Here is an 18,336-nt window from a genome sequence, read left to right as displayed (position 1 = left end):
TGGGCTCTCTGTTCGCGAGCAATGTAGCAAGAGGGAACTGGACAAGTCCTGTTCTATCCTCTTGCCCTACGGGGTTACTTGCTGTTAATCAGCAAGATATTGAAGACGAGTTTTATAAAGACTCGTATAAATAAAATCGCTAATAATCTATTGATTAGGCGATTAATAAAATGATTTCTTATAAAAAAGTTATAATATGGCACCAAATAAGAATAAAACAGCATTAACGACGATTGGAATTGACCACAGTACCAATCGCCAGATAGATAAACTTTGCAAGCGATACAATCTGAAAAAAGGAGAGATTGTGAAACTCGCTTTCGAGTATATGGATAAGGCTTGTATCAATCCGTCCGAGCCGCCGGAATCCTTCAAAACGGAATTGGCAAAGATAAATAAACGACAGGATGACCTGATACGTTTTATCCGCCACTTTGAAGAAAAGGAACTGAATCCGATGATTCGGGCAACACATTCGATAGCCGTCCGTTTCGATGGAGTAGTAAAAGTCTTGGAAGAGATGATCAAGTCGGAGATTGAGGCAATGTGGGAAAGGAATTCCGGTGTCTTACAAAAAATCAGTGATACTTTCGGACACCACGCTGAGATTATAAATGGTCAGACCAAACGATTATCTTCTATTGATGAGAAACAAAAGCGAGACAATCAGAAATTGTTAAATCTGATTAGCCTCTATTCCGAACTGGCAACGTGTGGAGTAATGGATGGCAAACGAAAAGATAACCTCAAGGCTGAGATTATCAAGTTGATAAACGAGTAAGAGCATGAATATTGACTTCCCACCGCCCTCCAAAGGAACATATAACAATGCCGGAGGTTGCCGACAGTTGGCAAATTATCTCGAACATGAGGATTTAGAGCGCATAGAGAAAGGCATTTATACCGAAGGCTTCTTCAATCTGACAGAAGAAAATCTGTACAAAGCCGATGTTATTGAGGATATTGATACGAATATCGGTCAGCTCTTGAAAACGGATGCCAAATTCTATGCAATACACGTCAGTCCGTCGGAAAAAGAACTCAAAACAATGGGTAACAGTGAGCAAGAGCAGGCTGAAGCCATGAAACGGTATATTCGGGAAGTCTTTATTCCTGAATATGCCAAGAACTTCAACAAGGGATTGTCCGCAGAAGATATAAAATTCTATGGTAAAATCCATTTTGACCGCAACAGGTCAGATAATGAGTTGAATATGCACTGCCATTTGATTGTCAGTCGGAAAGACCAGTCGAATAAAAAGAAGCTATCGCCACTAACCAACCATAAAAACACCAAGAAAGGAGCAATCAAAGGCGGTTTCGACAGAACTAATTTGTTTCAGCAGGCAGAGGTGGGTTTTGATAAGTTGTTCCACTATCAGAGAGATTTGCAAGAAACATTTGTGTACTGTAATACGATGAAAAATGGTAGCATAAAAGACAAATTACAGATGCAGGAGCAGGAATTGAAGCAGCCTAAAAAATCATTAGTGTCTGAAATAGAGAATAATAAAAAGCACGAGCGTACCAACGTTGGTACGGACATACAGCCAAACAGCCAAACGTTTGACCAGCCAAACGACCAAGCAGCCGGACAATCGATTAATCAAACAAGCAATAGCATTGGAGGACAAAATGTTCTATCCTCACTCTTCTCCATACTCCCCACCGCTGCGGACATTGCCAATCCTAATCCAGAAGATGAACTGCCGCTTCGAAAACTCAAGAAGAAAAAGAAGAGAGGCAGAAGTCCGAGTTAATAAACTCCTTTTTCATTTGGCAAACAAAGATATATTCCAAGAATAAAACGGCAACACCAAACCGCAAGCGGTTTTACGCGAAATCTCCACACCTTCGCTACACTTCGGGTAGTATTTCTCGCAAAAGTGTTGCCTTATTTATTCTTTCCATAGAAGAGGTGTTTACAAAATGTAAAAGAGGAAAAATATGTAAGTACGTTGGTTCTGGATGTCATTTGCTTCTAAAACTGAACTTTTTTCTTGCCAATTCAATAATGTTCATTATATTTGCATGTTCATTGACAATGAACAGCTAATTAAAATGAACAAGCTCCATGAAAACAAAAGATGTCCTATTAGAGGAAGTAAAGGATAAATTGCTTGAAAATGCGGGAATTACTATAACTTACTCGGACAGTAAAAGAGAAAGCAATAGTGTTGCTCGGATAAAAGAAGAGCGTTTTATCGTTGACGTGAAGCCTGAAATCACGCAAGGAAATAAAGGTGTTGTGCTTCAGCAGCTAAAAGATGCTTCAAGAGAGGAAAATCTTCCTGTACTTCTCATTACTAAGTACATTCCTTCTATTATTGCAAAATCTTTTGTCGAAGAGGGTATTAACTACATTGATGCCGCAGGGAACTGTAACATACAACATAATAATATATTACTGATTGTTGAAGGGAAGAGAATAGAGCGACTCCCAAAAACAAACCAACCTCGTGCCTTTCAAGAAGCGGGAATAAAGCTGATATACTGCCTGCTTGTTAATCCGGACAATATCAATAAGTCATTTCGAGAGCTTTCGGAGCTTTCCGAAATCTCGTTGGGTTCTGTAAGTACGATTGTTCAAGAACTTGTTGAGTCGAAATTTCTTTTGAAAACAAAGAATAAGAAGGTGCTAAAAAACAAAATAGAGCTTCTGAAGCGTTGGGTTATTGCTTATAATGATGTGCTTCGTCCCAAGTTATTCATTAAAAGAATGAATTTCATGAATAAGTCTGAATACTCAAACTGGAGCAGTCTGAATTTATCTTCTGTTTCTGAGAAAACACTATGGGGAGGCGAATGTGCTGCCGGTATCATAACGAAAAATCTTACTCCGGCAAATTTTACCATTTATACGGATGCTACTTGGCAATCTGTGGGTAAGTCTTTAAAACTTATCCCCGATGATAATGGAAAAATAGAAATACTCCGTTTATTTTATGACACAGAAGTAGGCGATACAGTTTCTCCTCTTTTGACATACGCCGATCTTATGGGCAGTGGAGATAGTCGAAATATAGAAACCGCAGAAATAATATTGAACAATGAGCTACAATATCTCAAGTGAGAACTTAAAAAATCCGTTATTGAAAGACTTGCTGAAAGAGCTAAACAGTTTCTTTAGCAAAATTAATGTGGATTTCTATGTAATCGGAGCTACTGCTCGTGATATTATACTGAGCAATCTGCATGATTTAGTTCCTGAGCGCAAAACAGATGATCTTGATATTGCCATAGCAATAACCGATTGGAGCCAATTTCAATCCATAGAGGAAAGCCTTCCTGAGATTGATGGTTTTACAAAAAGCAAGGAACAAAAGCAACGCTTTATCTACAAAGGAATTTATGTGATTGATATTGTTCCATTTGGCGATGTAGCAGAAGATGATGGTAATATTTACTGGCCACCGGATGAAACCATTGCCATGTCGGTTTGGGGTTTTCCCGAAATGGCAAATTCAACAATCAGGGTAAAAATCGATGGAGAATTTTCTATACAAATAGCTTCTCTTCCCGGATTATTCATATTAAAGTTGGTCGCATGGAAAGATCGCCACTTGTTAGGTTCGAAAGATGCATACGATATGGCTTTGCTTCTGACAAACTATTTGGATATTAACACAGAAAGAGCTGTTGATGAACATTACGATCTCTATGAGACGGATGAATTTGACCAAGTTGTTGCCGGAGCACAACTTATGGCAAGAGATGTCAAATTGCTGATACGGGATAACGAGAAAACATTAGAATATCTCCGTGAGATATTAGCCAAGGAAATTGAACTAGCCGAAGAAAGCCAATTAATCAACCAGTTGGTGGAGTCGGATGCGAGTTTACAATACGAACAAGTATTAGCTTGTTTGAAATCAACATTTAACGAATGGAGTAAATAATAAAGATATGGAACAGAATAAGGAAAACACAACAGAAGATGTCGTATTGGAAGACAATCAATTGATTTGTGCTCTGACAAAAAAGATAAAAACAGCAAGCGAGAAAGAGCTTACGCTGCAATCAATGATTATGATGCTCAACGAAGAGTATAACTTTGATTTGAATGATATGGAACGTGATTTCCCTTTCACTTATGAAGATGACGAAGGGAAAACAAAGCGCGCCAAAGCCGACCTTGCAATATTTGATCCCGGAAGAGCACATGATGCGGATAACATGATTCGCATAGCTGTTGTATTCGATTCCAAAGTGAAGGATAAAGACCCGAAGAAGGGAGTATTCGAGACCTTGGGAGTTTATCTTGAATTGACTGATTGTGAATTTGGTGTTTGGACAAACGGAAACGACCTGCATTATCTCCAATGCGAAAAGGATGATTTCGGACAAGCTCAAACCGGCGACATTTCCGATTTCCCCGGCAAAGGTCAATCCATGCAAGATTTAGAGTTAGCAGGAGAGCGGGCGCACCCGCGTAAACCGGCAAACGATTCGTTGGTAAAGACATTCAAGCGTTGCCACGATTATATTTATGGAAATGAAGGGATGAAGAAAACGGCTTTCTGGGAGTTGCTAAACCTTATTTTCTGTAAGATATACGATGAGAAGCGTCGCTTTATGGATGCTGAGAAAGGAATCAGCTACCGTCGTCGCTTCTGGGTGGGAGTGAAAGAACAAAATACCGAAGATGGTCAAAACAAAGTGGCAATTCGTATAAAAGGCTTATTCGACGAATTGAAAAACGATGACTTGTTCAAGGAAGTTTTTGATGGGAATGAGCAAATTAATCTGTCCCCACGCGGATTGGCTTATGTAGCTTCCGAATTGGCAAAATACTCTTTCTTAGATGCAGCCATTGATGTAAAAGGGACGGCGTACGAAACGATTGTCTCAAATACGTTGAAACAGGAGGCGGGGCAATTCTTTACCCCTCGCAATGTAATACGTTGCATGGTAGAAATGATGGATCCCGACCAGAATACCCGCGTGCTCGACCCGGCATGCGGTTCAGGCGGATTTTTAGTCATGGTACTCGATCATGTTCGAAAGAAGATAGCAGGTAATATGTATGACCTGACGGGTGTTCGTCTCGAAGACAAATACAATTCGTATGAAGTAAACAATGCCGTGAAAAAGTATGCCGAGCGAATGCTTTTCGGCTTCGACTTCGACCCCGACTTGAAAAAGGCAGCTCGTATGAATATGGTAATGGCGGGCGATGGGCATGCTAATATATTCAATATCAATTCGCTCGATTACCCAGAAGGGCAATTGGTAGATAAAGACAAGGTTGCTCCCAAAGTAGCAGAAAGCATAGACATTAGTCAGGACAAAGATTTTAACTTTGAGTTTCCAAGAGAAAATGCTTTTGGAAAATTCGACATGATATTTACCAATCCGCCATTTGGAGCAAAGGTGGAAGTGGATCGGAGTATATCGAGCCGATACGAATTAGGGCACAATCCGGTGAAAGATGCTTATGGCAACTTTGTTTTTAATGGTGCTGTAAAATCAAGCGAAGCTCCCGAAGTTTTGTTTATTGAACAATGCTACAACTTCTTGAAACCGGGAGGTAAAATGGCGATAGTACTGCCCGACGGCATATTAGGAAACCCGAATACTGAGTCGGTTCGTGCTTGGATACTCGAACGCTTTAAGTTATTGGCTTCAGTTGATTTGCCGGTAGAAACATTTCTTCCACAAGTAGGTGTACAAGCTTCTTTGCTTTTCTTACAAAAGAAAACAGCAGAAGAAAAATTGATCGCAGTTGCTGATGAAAACTACGATGTGTTTATGGCAATTGTAGAAGCGGTTGGGAAAGACCGCCGTGGTGTTCCGGTATATGTCCGTGATGAAGATGGAGCGGAATTGCTGTTCAATCACAAAAAAGAATGGCTGAGTATGGATGAACACGGCAACATGGTGGTGAAAAGCCGTAGCGAACGGATAAAGGACTTGGATGATGACTTGCCAAAAGTGAGTGCAGCATATAAGGAATTCTTAAAAGGATTGCAAAAATGAGAACAGCAGTAATTCAAAATAACTCTTTGCTCAATAGCGGTAGAATCGACCCAAGCTATCATTTGAGCGAAAGCATAAAGTTAAAGAAACAACTATTGGGTTCTCCTTATACATTAACTACTGTAGGTGAGAAATCTGAAGATGTTTTTTTAGGAAATATTTTCACTCGAGTATTTGTCAAAGACGCTGAACATGGAGTTCCATATATAGCAGCTTCTGATATGACAAAATCAAGTGTTGATTCCGGAAAATTCGTATCGAAAAAACAAGCGAAAAGACTGAAACGCTTAATGTTAGATTCCGACTGGATTTTAATTTCTTGTTCCGGAACTTTGGGAAATGTAGTTTATACAAACGACTTATTTAAGAACACATTTGCAACTCACGATCTTATTCGCCTCATTCCTGATAACAAAAAGCTGTTGTCAGGTTTCTTATATGCCTATTTGGCAAGTAAATACGGTTATACTTTATTAACGCAATCAGGTTTTGGAGGGGTTGTAAAACATATTAACTCTGAGCATGTTGCAAATATTCCAGTTCCTCTTTTCCCCGAATCCAAGCAACAAGAAATTCATAATTTGATTGTTGAGTCGGCAAATTTGAGAGTGGAGGCTAATCGATTGTTGGAGGAAGCGAAAAGTAAGTTGCTTTCATATGCTGCTCTACCACAACTCACAGCAAATAACTATGATTATTTTGGAGCACGCTCGGAAGGAAGGACAGCCTCATGCTTTACTAAGAGCATTAAAAATATAGATACCACAACTATCAACGCATTCAATCACTCTTCTCGCATAGAAAAGACAAAACAACAAATAAGAGATTGTTGTCAAACTATCCCATTAGAAAAAATACTGAATGATCGAAAAATATTCTCAACAGGTTCGTTCCCTCGCGTAGAGGTTAATTCAGAAAATGGAATAATGCTTATAAATCAGAAGGATATTTTTGATACGATTATAAAAGGGAAAAAAATATCTCGGCGAAAAGTAAAAACAGATAGCTTGGTTGAATATGGAGAAGTGTTGATTGCTGGTGTTGGTACTTTAGGTGAAAGTGAGACATTTTGTCGTGCTATTTTTGCAAATGAAGATCTGCAAGGTCAATTGGTTTCTGGTGAATTCATTAGGATGAAAACAAATGAGAAATATCTTTCAGGTTATTTGTTTGCTTGGCTAAATAGTGATTACGGTTTTAGGCTCATTAGAAACACGCAGGCAGGAACAAAGTTATGCAGACCTATACCACGTTTGTTCCTACAAATACCTGTCCCTATCTTAGAAGAGGCGCAAATGATTGAAATAGATCAAATTGTAAAAAAAACACACACATTATATCATTTGGCAAATGTAAAAGAAAATCAAGCAATCTCCCTTGTAGAAAAAGAAATAGAATCATGGCAACAATCATAAATCCGAAGTTTAATACCGGCCCGGTAAATGCAGGCGAAGAGCGACTTTTGAAATTTCTGGAAGTCAATCTTCCTGATGGTTACTACATTGTCCCCAATGCCGAGTTCGCCAATACCAATCCGCGGGGAGGGGTGCAGTATCTGGAATACGACTGCATTGTGGTAGCTCCACATGCCATTTTCAATATCGAAAACAAAGATTGGGGCGGATATTTGGAAGGCAACGACCATGTGTGGTACTTAAACGATTCCGAGCGTGCCAATCCGTTGAAAACCTTACGGTTTAAAACCAGCGTGCTTGCCAGCAAACTGAAAACTAAAAACTTTCAGTGGAAAGCCGCTTGGATTGAAGGTATTGTTACCTTGAGCAATCCCCGACAAAACAAATTCGGACTCGACCGCGAAAGCGATTGCTACCGTGCTACCTATACGCTTGGCGATGAATTAATCGAATTTATTTCCAATCCAGAGAAAGTTGGCAAACAAGCCAATGTCATACAAACCATTGCGCGCGACATTGTTGATTATCTGAGTGGCGAAAGTTTGAATCGTACCCGCAAGGAACGTACTGAAGTTGTCGGGTTGAAAATAGAAGAAGTCCTCGAAAAAGGAGACGACTTTACAGAATACCTCTGTGTGCCCGAAGATTTTCCCGATAGACGCTATAAGGTACGTGAACACATTTTAGATGTAGCCGGAAAATCGCCAACGGAACAAGAACTTCATAGCAACAAAGTCAAAAACGCATACATGGCGTTGATGCAAATGCCGTATTCGTCATTCATTGTGAAAACAGAGTTTCAATGGAGTGAAGACCGTTTGCGATTTTATGAGAAAAGTGAGTACTTGGACGAAAACAAACTCAGTTCCGAACTCAATCGCAAAACATTTACGCAACTTGATGCTATTAAAATAGTGCTGGATATTGCTAATGCTCTGAAAGTAGCCCACAGTCAAAACATTTATCACCGAGCTGTTTGTCCCGACAATATTTATTTGCTGACCGACAATGCTGCCCTATCCGGTTTTGGTCGCTCGTGGTTTTCAAAACATATCGACTTGAATTATACCATGGGAGCTCTTTCGCCGGATATGGCAAATCCATATCAACCCGCCGAATTGTTTCAGGATGATGCCTCCACGATGACTGATGTTTATTCATTGGGAGTTGTCTTTTATCAGCTAATTGTCGGCAAAGTGCCATTCCCTAATTTTATGGAATTAGCTCGGTTGGGGGGGAAATTACCGGACGAACTATTGCCTTCGCATATTAATTCAGCACTTCCTACATGGATGGACGAACTTTGCTTGCACACCATGCTCGAAGACGATACTGCTCGATGGAGTCAGATGGATGAGGTGATTGATTTCATTCTGACGAATGCTTTTGGAGAAGTTATAAATACCTCCGAAAAACAAGATAAACCTATTTGCCTGAAAGAATTGAAACCAACTGACCAAGTAACGCCGGATTTAGTTTTATTCGATATGTTAGGCGAAGGTGGTTTTTCTCGTGTATTCAAAGCCAAACACTTGCTCCAGAATAAATTCTTCGCCATGAAAATTTTCAGCGAAGACTTGAATCAACAAAGTGTAGAGGATGAGTATAAAGCCTTATCAACACTGTCACACCATAACATTGTAAAATTTGTATTCAACGGCACCACCAATCAGAATATGTTCTATACATTGATGGAACTGATTGAAGGTGAGAATTTAAGCAATTATACAAGAGGCGATTTGCGATTGCCGTTGAATGATATTTATAAACTTGCCAAAGAGATGCTTTCGGCATTGGTTTACCTCCAGTCGAAACAGCCGCCTGTTTATCACCGCGACATTAAACCCGGCAATATCGTTTGGGATAAGCGAGAACGTTTTGTGTTGATTGACTTTAATATCGCAGCCAATGCCGGTGCGGATAAAGACAGGGTTGGCACCTATCCATATCAAGCACCAGACTTGGTGAAAAACGGACATAGAATGGACTGGGATACAAGTGCCGATACTTTTGCATTGGGTGTTACACTTTATCAACTATTAACTCACGCCTATCCTTGGCCGGGATCTTCAGTTCCGCCATTGGATAAAACTCCGACACCCGTCAATAGCTTAAATATGCAAGTGTCGGACGCATTTTCGACGTGGATAATGAAAGCGATAGGCACGAAGCGTGAAAATCGTTTTGCCTCGGCTCTCGAAATGCAGGAAGCTTTGCTGAAAATAGATGAAAACGCACTATATAACTCCGGACAAGTAACGATCATTGACAATACAGGAGCCGAACTGTCGATAGTTGATTATATCAATAGCCTGTATAGCCAAAGTTCGCATGGGAACGCAGGAACGCGTGCCGGATGGAAAGAGCTTGCCCTTGACAAGGCAACCTATACACAAACAAAGCTTGACAAAAAACTTCTCTCTGCTATAAAAGATGGGGAATATCGTCTTGTTATTATAACCGGAAATGCAGGAGATGGCAAAACAGCTTTTATTCGTCAGGTGGAAGGAATTGCCGAAAATGTGCAAAAACTTTCAAATCGGAATGGAGCAATATTCTCCATTAACGGAGTTCCATTCCAAAGCAATTATGATGGCTCGCAAGATGAAGAAGAAAGAGCAAATGATGAGGTGCTTACCGAATTTTTTAAACCATTTGAAGGATTGAAAAATTATTCAGAAGCGAAAGAAGGACGAATTATAGCAATCAACGAAGGACGTTTGGTTGACTTCTTACAAGAACCGTCGAACAATCATACAAACTTAGCAAATATTATTGACGAATACTTCTATAAAGAAGGATATACTGAACTTCCCGACGGTTTAATGATTATCAATCTAAACCTTCGTTCGGTAACCGCTAAAGATGCGAACAACAACGATTCTCTATTGCGGTCGCAAGTAAAGAAATTGACAGATAAATCACTATGGGGAAAATGCTACGCCTGTCCAATAGCTGAAAGATGTTTTATAAAGTACAATGTTGACACATTGAACGATAGTGCTGCCGGAGATGAGGTTATTAGCCGCTTGGAATGGTTAATTCGGACAATTGTATATAAACGGGAGTTGCACATTACCATACGCGATCTGCGTTCTTTCATTGCGTATATGCTGACACGTGATCAATCGTGTGATAATGTTGTACGACTACTGCAAACAATTGATGATAAGGAAATTCCGGAAGAAGTGTATTGGGAGTTTTATTATTTCAATATTTCTTCGAGAGAAATGGAAGAAGCATTGCCTTCACAAGACCGCTTAATCAAACTTATTCGAGAAACGGATATAGCACAGGTAGCTATTCCGTCTATTGATAGAGATCTTTATTTCAAACATTTGGAAGAAGGCGACTACTTAATTTTTGAAAGTCGAAAAGTTTCTCTTTTGCCGACTTTTAACGAGAGAAATATTCGGAAAATTGTTTCAGAACAAGACAAAAGTAACTTGAGCCTATCGAAAGCCCGTCATAAAAGTTTTATTCGCCACCACTACTTCGAAGGACAGTATGACTTTATGAAGCGGTTGCCTTATCAGTCGCTTGGAAAGTTTTATGGCAAATTAAATGGAAGTGAAATGGATATGGAAGAAACCAAACATAGTTTGGCCTATGCCATATCGTGTAGCGAAGGCGGTTGGAATAGGGATATTTCTGCAAATTACTTGCTTTTATCTTCTACGCAAATCAAAGACCCTTTTAGTAGTAGTTACCGACGTTTCGCTCTTTCCGATTTTGAACTTCTTGCCAATAAAAACGAAAAATTGGTGCAGTTTATTGAACATGAGAATGATAGCTTGATTTTCCGCCATAAAGAAAATAAATATATTCAGTTGACGGTTTCACTCGATCTTTATGAAATGCTTGATTATATTGAACGAGGCTTTAATCCGTCAATCAACGACTTGAGAGGGCGATTTATTGAATTGCAAGTGTTTAAGAACTTATTGCAGAGCAAAGTACATACCGAGCTATTGGTTACCAGAAATAATCGAAAATTCTACTCAATAAAGCTGAAAGCAGAGACTAAGAAGATTCATATTGAACCATTAAATAAGGATAACTTATGATTCCAAAGCTGACAAAATACGATCCGATTTTTCGTAATGAATTAATCTTCGCCGGTGATGCGAAAAACATTACACTGGATACCACTTTAATCAACTTGTTTATGCTTATGCGAAACAATGGTTCGCGTATTAAGTTAAAACTTAGGCATACACATACAATAGATAGTCTAAAGAAATATTTAGAATCACTTGAAAAACAAGGCTATATTGAGGGATTCAAAGACAATGAAGAGGCTGGAGAAGATTGGTTACGCAGCAACTTAGTCAACATGGTGAATCGTGGTAATTTGCAAAAAGAAAATATAAGCTCTTTGCGTCCTATGCATTTAGAAAGTTATCGTATCAGGAATGTAAAATATGCACGTGACTATAATTCATCAGATCAGGTTTTTTTAATGCTTTCCAAACAACCTAACGTTTTACAAGGTCTTAAAGATTATTTGTTAGCAGGCTGGGATAGTAGTAGTAATACTATTGCCGGTAATATTCAATTAGATGTGGACACTGTTGGTATTCTGCATTTAATGCGGAATATTTCGATTGAGGTATTGCCTGCTGACAATATAAATAGAATAAAACCCTTATTAGAAAGACAAGCAGATTTGTTTTGTGATGATATTAAGCGGTTGTTAGTCTATAAGGATATTGTTCCCCGAAATATTTTTATTGAATACTTACAAACCTTAATAGGATTTCACTTGTCTCTTTATTTTCAGAAACTTATAGTTTTTCTGCCTCGAATGATTAAGGCTGGTAAGAAAGAGCTTGAAGATGATTGGAGTATTGTAGTAGATGTGACCGATAATCTAGATAGTCGCATCTCTTCGGTCGCTTGTGCCGATATGCAGGCAACATTAAATAGCCAGTTTGACTACTTCAAATCTACCATGCAAATAAATGCGGTGATGACCTTGCCTCAATTTTTAATTAATAAGCCAGATGACCTTGATGAAATATTATCTGTCTTGGCAAGCCGTGATGCTACATTTGAAGCTTTTTTTATGGCTAAGTTCAGTGATTTAGTAGGACGTTTCTCAGAGCAGGAAGACAAAGAACAACTGAATGATTTTGTACAGTATGAGAATTCTTTTTTTGATAAATATGTTTTATGTCTAACAAAGGTACGTGGAGCATACCAATTTAAACATACGACTTCTTTTTTAGACAAAATTTCGATGAAGAATACCGAAACTGCATTTATAGCAGATGGTAGGAGCAAGAAACACCCACGAAGAGCCGTATTAGGTTCAAAACTGATAGAGACTCTTATCCAATTATTAGTATTAGAAATTGAGGATAATAAATTTGTATCCAAGCCATTATCTATCGATGAACTAATTGATAAGTTGAGAGAACGTTATGGAATAATTATAAACGGATTGGATGAAGCTCGTTTTGTAAATACAGATGTGCAAACGCATTTGGCTTTTAAGGAAAATGTAGAAGCTTTTAAAAATAAATTACGACAGATAGGCTTCTACACCGATCTTAGCGATGCCAACATATTACAAAAAATTCGTCCACGTTACAAAATTTGATATGCTATGAATCTTTCTGAATTATACTATAATAAGTTTTTAGCTCTATTTGTGCAGGAGTATAAATATGAGCTAATGCAAGAGACTCCCGGATATTGTATGAAAGTGACCGGTTTGTCTCTCGACAAGTTGGAGCAATTATACTCTCTGATAAAGGAACTTAATCCGTCATTGGCGTTATATATACTTTCTGAAAATCAATCCGGAGATAGATATATTACTCCTACTAAGCTAATCGAGTTAAGAAATGATCTGAATATAACGCTATTAGTACTCATTCCTGTAAATAGTCGTACAAGTGCGGAGGATTCTTATGGAGATGCAACCTTTAAGGAGTTGTCAATACTACCGATTGATGGTCGTGTTCTTGACAATATATTTTCTGAAATTCCGGAGCAGTTTAAGCCAATAATAAAAGAACTATTTGCCTATCTAAAAGATAAAATAAATTTAGCTACTGCCATACAGTATCTTCTATATCAGGAACTAAATGGATATACAAAAGAATCGATAGGTAATGGTATTTATCTATTCGGTCTGATTCCTGATAGAAATTTGATCGAAAACATAGAGGTAATTCGAAAAAGACTAGCTTTTAATGTAATCTGTAGCGAGTCTCTATTTGATTTTTCCGTATCAGTTTCTGAACGTATTATCAAGTTGCCGATACCTCCGGATACGCTTCAGAAAAGTATTGCAAGTTTTCTCCAAATTGAGTCCGATTGCAAAACAAAGCATGAACTAAGTTATAACATGCTGGAGAAATATCCGGAACTAAATTTTGCCGACTGGCAAATTCCTCTTGATCCAAGTAGCAATCGATTAACTGTCAGTGCAGAAATTCTCCCAAACAAGGACATGGTGGAAAATAAAGAGGATGGAGGATTCTCTTTATCTATACAAAGCGGAAAAAAGGCAAAACTGAAATTGAGAATATTTACCGATCCTATTCCCCGAGAATCGAAAGATTTAAAGAATTTCAGAATTATCCTCATGAATGTGGATGGGATGTATTCTATTGGAGAGGTAAAAAAAATAAAAGTAACAGATGGTATAAAAGCCTATCGTGATGTTTCTTTTGAAATAGCTGATGGGCAATATGAAGATGGATCCTATTTCTTCCATGTGATTGCAGAAGATGAACATGGAACAATCCTGAATCAAGATGACCCATTTCGACAAGAGTCTGTGCAGGAACAATGGGAAATAGCTTACAAAAATGACGTCGGATTAACCAAGAGCCAATTTCAAATGGAGCACCGAGTATTGTTAACAAGTGATACAGAGTCGTTCTATCTAAAATTGACAGACGAAGAACCCGAATTAGTGGAAACACGAAAAGCGAAAATAGATAATAGATTGGAAGCCTATTTTCATTATCGCATTGAAAAGATAAGGAATAATAAAGATTTAGATAATCCGGAGCCGCGAAGAGCAGAATGGATTGAAGGAAATCTACTTTCCAGTATATTTCATATACAATATAATACTTCGCATAACTATCAAATTATTTTATCAAAAAAACTGGTTGATATAGAACGAAGTCTTTTGCAACACAATGACTCTGCCGGATATTTATCAGTGCAATTAAGTGCAAATCCGACCGACCACCAATTACAATCCTGCCAATTCACTTCTGCGGATGATAAGTTAGTTTTCAGTCAGCCTCTGAAAGAAAAAAGGATTGAATTGTTTAAAGCGATTCAGGAGAGTGCTCCTGAATCAACGGGTGTTATAGAAACGTTTGATGTTTTCAATCACATTCAGTTAATAAAGGATTATCTGTGCGAATATGAGAAATGGTTTGCTGAGATGATAAAAAACAGTAGCGATTCGCAAATAAAAAACTTCTTACAGCAATTAGATGTTGTGTCTCTTTCCGTAGAAATGCCTGACACTAGTTACAGTTCTTTAAAATTGATAACTCCGTTGCACCCACTCCGTTTAGCATGGTTAGTCAATCTATTCGATTTGTTTCAAAACTGGGAAAAACAATCTTATGAAGTAATCGGTTATCAAAAAACTTGGTGGAAAAACTTGGAGAATCTTTTTTATGGTGATCTTGTACCCGAAGTTGCTCCTTTGGTTTTGGTTGACTCTCAGAAAACAAACTATTACCAATATATTGGAGAACTGACCTATGGTTGGGGCATTTATGCAGATCCGTCCAATCACACAAATGATGCATTTGTAAACATTCACAGACAGATAAAGTCATATTTGGCTTCGATTCTAAATATTGCTAAAGAAAAACGCATTGATAGCGATATAAGTCTGTCGTTAGTTCTTCGTCACTTGAAAAATTATATCCTACAACACCCATACACCGACAAGTTGGTAATCAATATCTTTAATCCGGGTGATGCGGCTGTTTTTGCACGAGCAATGATCGAATTAGAGCAGTCCGGATACGATTTGCAATATGAAATACGCTTATTTACAGAAGATAAGCTGATTTTACCGGGTGATGCTTTAAGAGATTTGATTAATCCTGAAAACCAAATATCAGAAAATGCAGAGTCGTTTTCTCAAGCAGCAGAGAATCGCTTATTCCCCAAATTAAGATTTTCCGTCAATGATATTACTGATTTTTTAAAAAACAGTTCAAGTTATCAGGCACATATCACATTTTTAGTAAATCCTTTTTCCTCCGAAACGGATTTGATAAGACCGGAGAAAGAAGAGCAATCGTTTTATCTTAATGGAACAATCACCAATCCGGTAATTGAGATAACTGAAAAAGAAAACGAATTCACATGGAGTCGATATATATCTGACGCACCTTTAAAGATACCGGTAAATTCAGAAGCAAGCATTATTGTTGATTTGTTTGCTCTATTCCAGACCTGTATTTCAGAATCGCTATCAGCAAATCGAGAGAACTCTATTCCTGCGATGAAATTATCGTTAGGAAAAAACGATCAGGCATTATTGTCAATTGTTCATGATATTTCCGATTGGGTTATTACGTTTGATAAACACATGGGGCCGGAATTTTACGATTTGCCATGTCTTAACAAAGAGGATGTTCCATATTTATTGGATTACGTGCCAAGCAACGATACAACAGGAGTCTCTTCCTATCTTACAACCAGACCTACTTCTGAAATAGAAGGATTTATGTCTCCTTTGTTTGACGCATTTAATATTGATATTTCCGACAAAAACCGATTTGCTAATTTGTTGGAAGACCTGCGATCTGTTGGCAGCTCATTAATAATGCAAGTAAACAGTTCAAGAAATAAAGCGTTTGAAATCGTGGGAATTACCTTGACAAAAAGGATGCTACAAAAGAAAGGTCTACTAGAAGATGCCTTTCTCATTCCGATAGACTTGCATAAAAATTTGTTTGATGTTCTAAAAGATAGTAGTCAAGAGCGAGCAGATAATTTGTTAGTCGATATTCTCCCCTCAAAAAGAGAGATTGTTATTACTGTAATTGAAATAAAATGTAGAAAAAGTCTCGGACAACAGGAGAAAGAAGATTTACAAGACAAAATGAATCGCCAAATCCTTAATACGATTGAAGCTTTAAAACTACATTTCGACAACCAAGGTGATCGTCTTGATCGTGAGTTGAAAACAATGGAATTGAAGTCAATCTTGCTGTTCTACTTGCAACGAGCTAAAAGATATGGAAGTATCTCTCAGGAATCCTATGACTCCTATATAAAATTCATTTCAGAACTTAATGCTGGATACAATCTCCGCTTTAAGAGCCTCGGTATAGTTTTCGATTTCTCTGCTCCAATCAGAATGAAGAAAGAGTATTTGGATGATACGACTTTCTACTTTATGGGAAGCAAAGTTATTAATGAGATACTGGATGATAAATCGGAATTAAACACTTATACAAAAGGTAAAACTGTTCAGGATGTCGACTTTATTGATTTCTTCGAAAAATCTGAGAGAACCTCAGGAAAATTGCTATTGAACAATGTAGACGCAAAGCCGAAAGAGGAGAAAAAGATTGCCCCACAAGAGACACAGATAAAAATGTATTCTACTTCAGAGGAGGGCAGTGACTTAACTCATATCTCTTCGGTCGAAGAACCAGTAGTTGTACCGGCTCGTACAAAAAATAAGAAAGAAATATCTCAAGGGGATCAACCAGAAGTGCAATATATAGAACCGTCTTATGAAATCACAATTGGCAAGACTACGAATAGCCTTCAATACGGCATTTTAGGAAAAACAATCACTGGTGACCGCTCTATTGCAATTGATTTGAGTGAAACAAACACAATCAGTCTATTTGGTGTTCAAGGTGGTGGTAAAAGTTATACGATAGGAACTATATCGGAGATGGTGTTGAAGCAATTTCCCAATATCAATAAATTGCCAGCTCCACTTGCAGGGGTTATTTTCCATTATAGTGAAAGTATGGATTACGCTCCGGAATTTACTTCCATGATTTACCCAAATGATGACAAGGCACAACTCAAGAAGTTGAAAGAAGTATATGGGGTAGAGCCGGATAATATCGAAGATATTGTATTGTTAGTTCCTAAAGACAAATTGGAAGAGCGCAAACAAGAATATCCTTCCATAGAAGTGCAGCCTATATCCTTCAATTCAACAGAGCTAAATGTTCAAGACTGGATGTTTTTATTGGGGGCGGTTGGAAATGACTCTACATATATTCGCCAATTAAAAGCAATTATGCGTAGTGTTCGGAATAATATTTCTCTTCAAACGATGAGGAGGGGTATTGCCAACTCTAACCTATTAACAAATTCTCAGAAATCGTTGGCAGAACAACGCTTAAATTTTGCTGCTGAGTACATTAACGATGATGAATTATTAAAAGGATACCTAAAGCCGGGACGGCTGATTATTGTAGATTTACGAGATGAGCTTATCGCAAAAGAAGAAGCATTAGGGTTGTTCGTTGTGATGCTTAATATCTTCTCTGGTGTGAAAGAAGTCGATGGAGAATCCTTTAATAAATTTATTGTTTTCGATGAAGCTCATAAATATATGAACAATAGCGATTTGACAGATAGTATTGTGACGGCTATTCGTGAAATGAGACATAAAGGAGTCTCCTTGATGATTGCCAGTCAAGACCCAATGAGCCTGCCGAACGCTATTATTGAGCTAAGTAGTATTGTTCTACTTCACAAGTTTAATAGTCCTCAGTGGGTAAAACACGTTCAGAAATCTATTACACAATTGTCTTCGCTATCTGCACCTGAAATGGCTGCTTTGTCACCCGGAGAAGCTTACTTATGGGCAACAAAATCGACAGACAAACAAGTAATGAACCGACCTATTAAAATTTCAACACGTCCTCGTGTAACCAAACATGGCGGAGATACGATAAAAGCTATTTAA

The 18,336-nt window shown here is 38.1% G+C and carries 9 protein-coding genes; all 9 read left to right on the top strand.

Going from position 1 to position 18,336, the window contains the following annotated elements; genetic code table 11:
- The first annotated feature begins 196 nt into the window (after positions 1-196).
- The 9 genes from AACM02_RS05880 to AACM02_RS05840 all read left to right on the top strand — a co-directional run bounded on the left by AACM02_RS05880 (position 197) and on the right by AACM02_RS05840 (position 18,336).
- Positions 197-781 carry a BfmA/BtgA family mobilization protein gene (locus AACM02_RS05880; RefSeq protein WP_339116358.1) on the top strand — a complete coding sequence of 195 codons (585 nt, stop codon included), beginning with the start codon at positions 197-199 and terminating at the stop codon, positions 779-781.
- Positions 782-785: 4 nt separating this feature from the next.
- Positions 786-1,760: a DUF5712 family protein gene (locus AACM02_RS05875; protein WP_339116357.1), complete on the top strand. Its 975-nt coding sequence runs from the start codon at positions 786-788 to the stop codon at positions 1,758-1,760.
- A 314-nt stretch (positions 1,761-2,074) separates the two neighbouring features.
- Complete coding sequence (locus AACM02_RS05870) at positions 2,075-3,073, top strand: type IV toxin-antitoxin system AbiEi family antitoxin (protein ID WP_339116356.1); 999 nt, start codon at positions 2,075-2,077, stop codon at positions 3,071-3,073.
- Positions 3,051-3,899 carry a nucleotidyl transferase AbiEii/AbiGii toxin family protein gene (locus AACM02_RS05865; protein WP_339116355.1) on the top strand — a complete coding sequence of 283 codons (849 nt, stop codon included), beginning with the start codon at positions 3,051-3,053 and terminating at the stop codon, positions 3,897-3,899. The genes AACM02_RS05870 and AACM02_RS05865 overlap by 23 nt, the downstream gene beginning before the upstream one ends.
- 7 nt (positions 3,900-3,906) lie before the next feature.
- The gene (locus AACM02_RS05860) at positions 3,907-5,979 is read left to right on the top strand and encodes a methylation-associated defense system DNA methyltransferase MAD2 (RefSeq protein ID WP_339116354.1); all 2,073 of its coding nucleotides are present in this window, start codon (positions 3,907-3,909) and stop codon (positions 5,977-5,979) included.
- On the top strand, positions 5,976-7,394 hold the full coding sequence (locus AACM02_RS05855) for a methylation-associated defense system restriction endonuclease subunit S MAD5 (RefSeq protein ID WP_339116353.1): 1,419 nt from the start codon (positions 5,976-5,978) through the stop codon (positions 7,392-7,394). Before AACM02_RS05860 ends, AACM02_RS05855 begins: the two co-directional genes overlap by 4 nt.
- The gene (locus tag AACM02_RS05850) at positions 7,379-11,461 is read left to right on the top strand and encodes a methylation-associated defense system protein kinase MAD6 (protein WP_339116352.1); all 4,083 of its coding nucleotides are present in this window, start codon (positions 7,379-7,381) and stop codon (positions 11,459-11,461) included. The genes AACM02_RS05855 and AACM02_RS05850 overlap by 16 nt, the downstream gene beginning before the upstream one ends.
- Positions 11,458-12,999, top strand: coding sequence for a methylation-associated defense system protein MAD7 (locus AACM02_RS05845; protein WP_339116351.1), 1,542 nt, complete (start codon positions 11,458-11,460; stop codon positions 12,997-12,999). Before AACM02_RS05850 ends, AACM02_RS05845 begins: the two co-directional genes overlap by 4 nt.
- 6 nt (positions 13,000-13,005) lie before the next feature.
- Positions 13,006-18,336, top strand: coding sequence for a methylation-associated defense system ATP-binding protein MAD8 (locus tag AACM02_RS05840; protein WP_339116350.1), 5,331 nt, complete (start codon positions 13,006-13,008; stop codon positions 18,334-18,336).

It is taken from the genome of Petrimonas sp. (assembly GCF_963921705.1).
GTDB lineage: Bacteria > Bacteroidota > Bacteroidia > Bacteroidales > Dysgonomonadaceae > Petrimonas > Petrimonas sulfuriphila.
Note: the sequence above shows the minus strand (reverse complement) of the source record. Positions and strands in the feature narration are given on the sequence as shown.

What these genes read in the sequence shown, in the direction of transcription:
- AACM02_RS05850 (WP_339116352.1), top strand. Translation starts at nt 7,379, where the DNA reads ATGGCAACAATCATAAATCCGAAGTTTAATACCGGCCCGGTAAATGCA.
- AACM02_RS05860 (WP_339116354.1), top strand. Translation starts at nt 3,907, where the DNA reads ATGGAACAGAATAAGGAAAACACAACAGAAGATGTCGTATTGGAAGAC.
- AACM02_RS05865 (WP_339116355.1), top strand. Translation starts at nt 3,051, where the DNA reads ATGAGCTACAATATCTCAAGTGAGAACTTAAAAAATCCGTTATTGAAA.
- AACM02_RS05840 (WP_339116350.1), top strand. Translation starts at nt 13,006, where the DNA reads ATGAATCTTTCTGAATTATACTATAATAAGTTTTTAGCTCTATTTGTG.
- AACM02_RS05870 (WP_339116356.1), top strand. Translation starts at nt 2,075, where the DNA reads ATGAAAACAAAAGATGTCCTATTAGAGGAAGTAAAGGATAAATTGCTT.
- AACM02_RS05845 (WP_339116351.1), top strand. Translation starts at nt 11,458, where the DNA reads ATGATTCCAAAGCTGACAAAATACGATCCGATTTTTCGTAATGAATTA.
- AACM02_RS05855 (WP_339116353.1), top strand. Translation starts at nt 5,976, where the DNA reads ATGAGAACAGCAGTAATTCAAAATAACTCTTTGCTCAATAGCGGTAGA.
- AACM02_RS05875 (WP_339116357.1), top strand. Translation starts at nt 786, where the DNA reads ATGAATATTGACTTCCCACCGCCCTCCAAAGGAACATATAACAATGCC.
- AACM02_RS05880 (WP_339116358.1), top strand. Translation starts at nt 197, where the DNA reads ATGGCACCAAATAAGAATAAAACAGCATTAACGACGATTGGAATTGAC.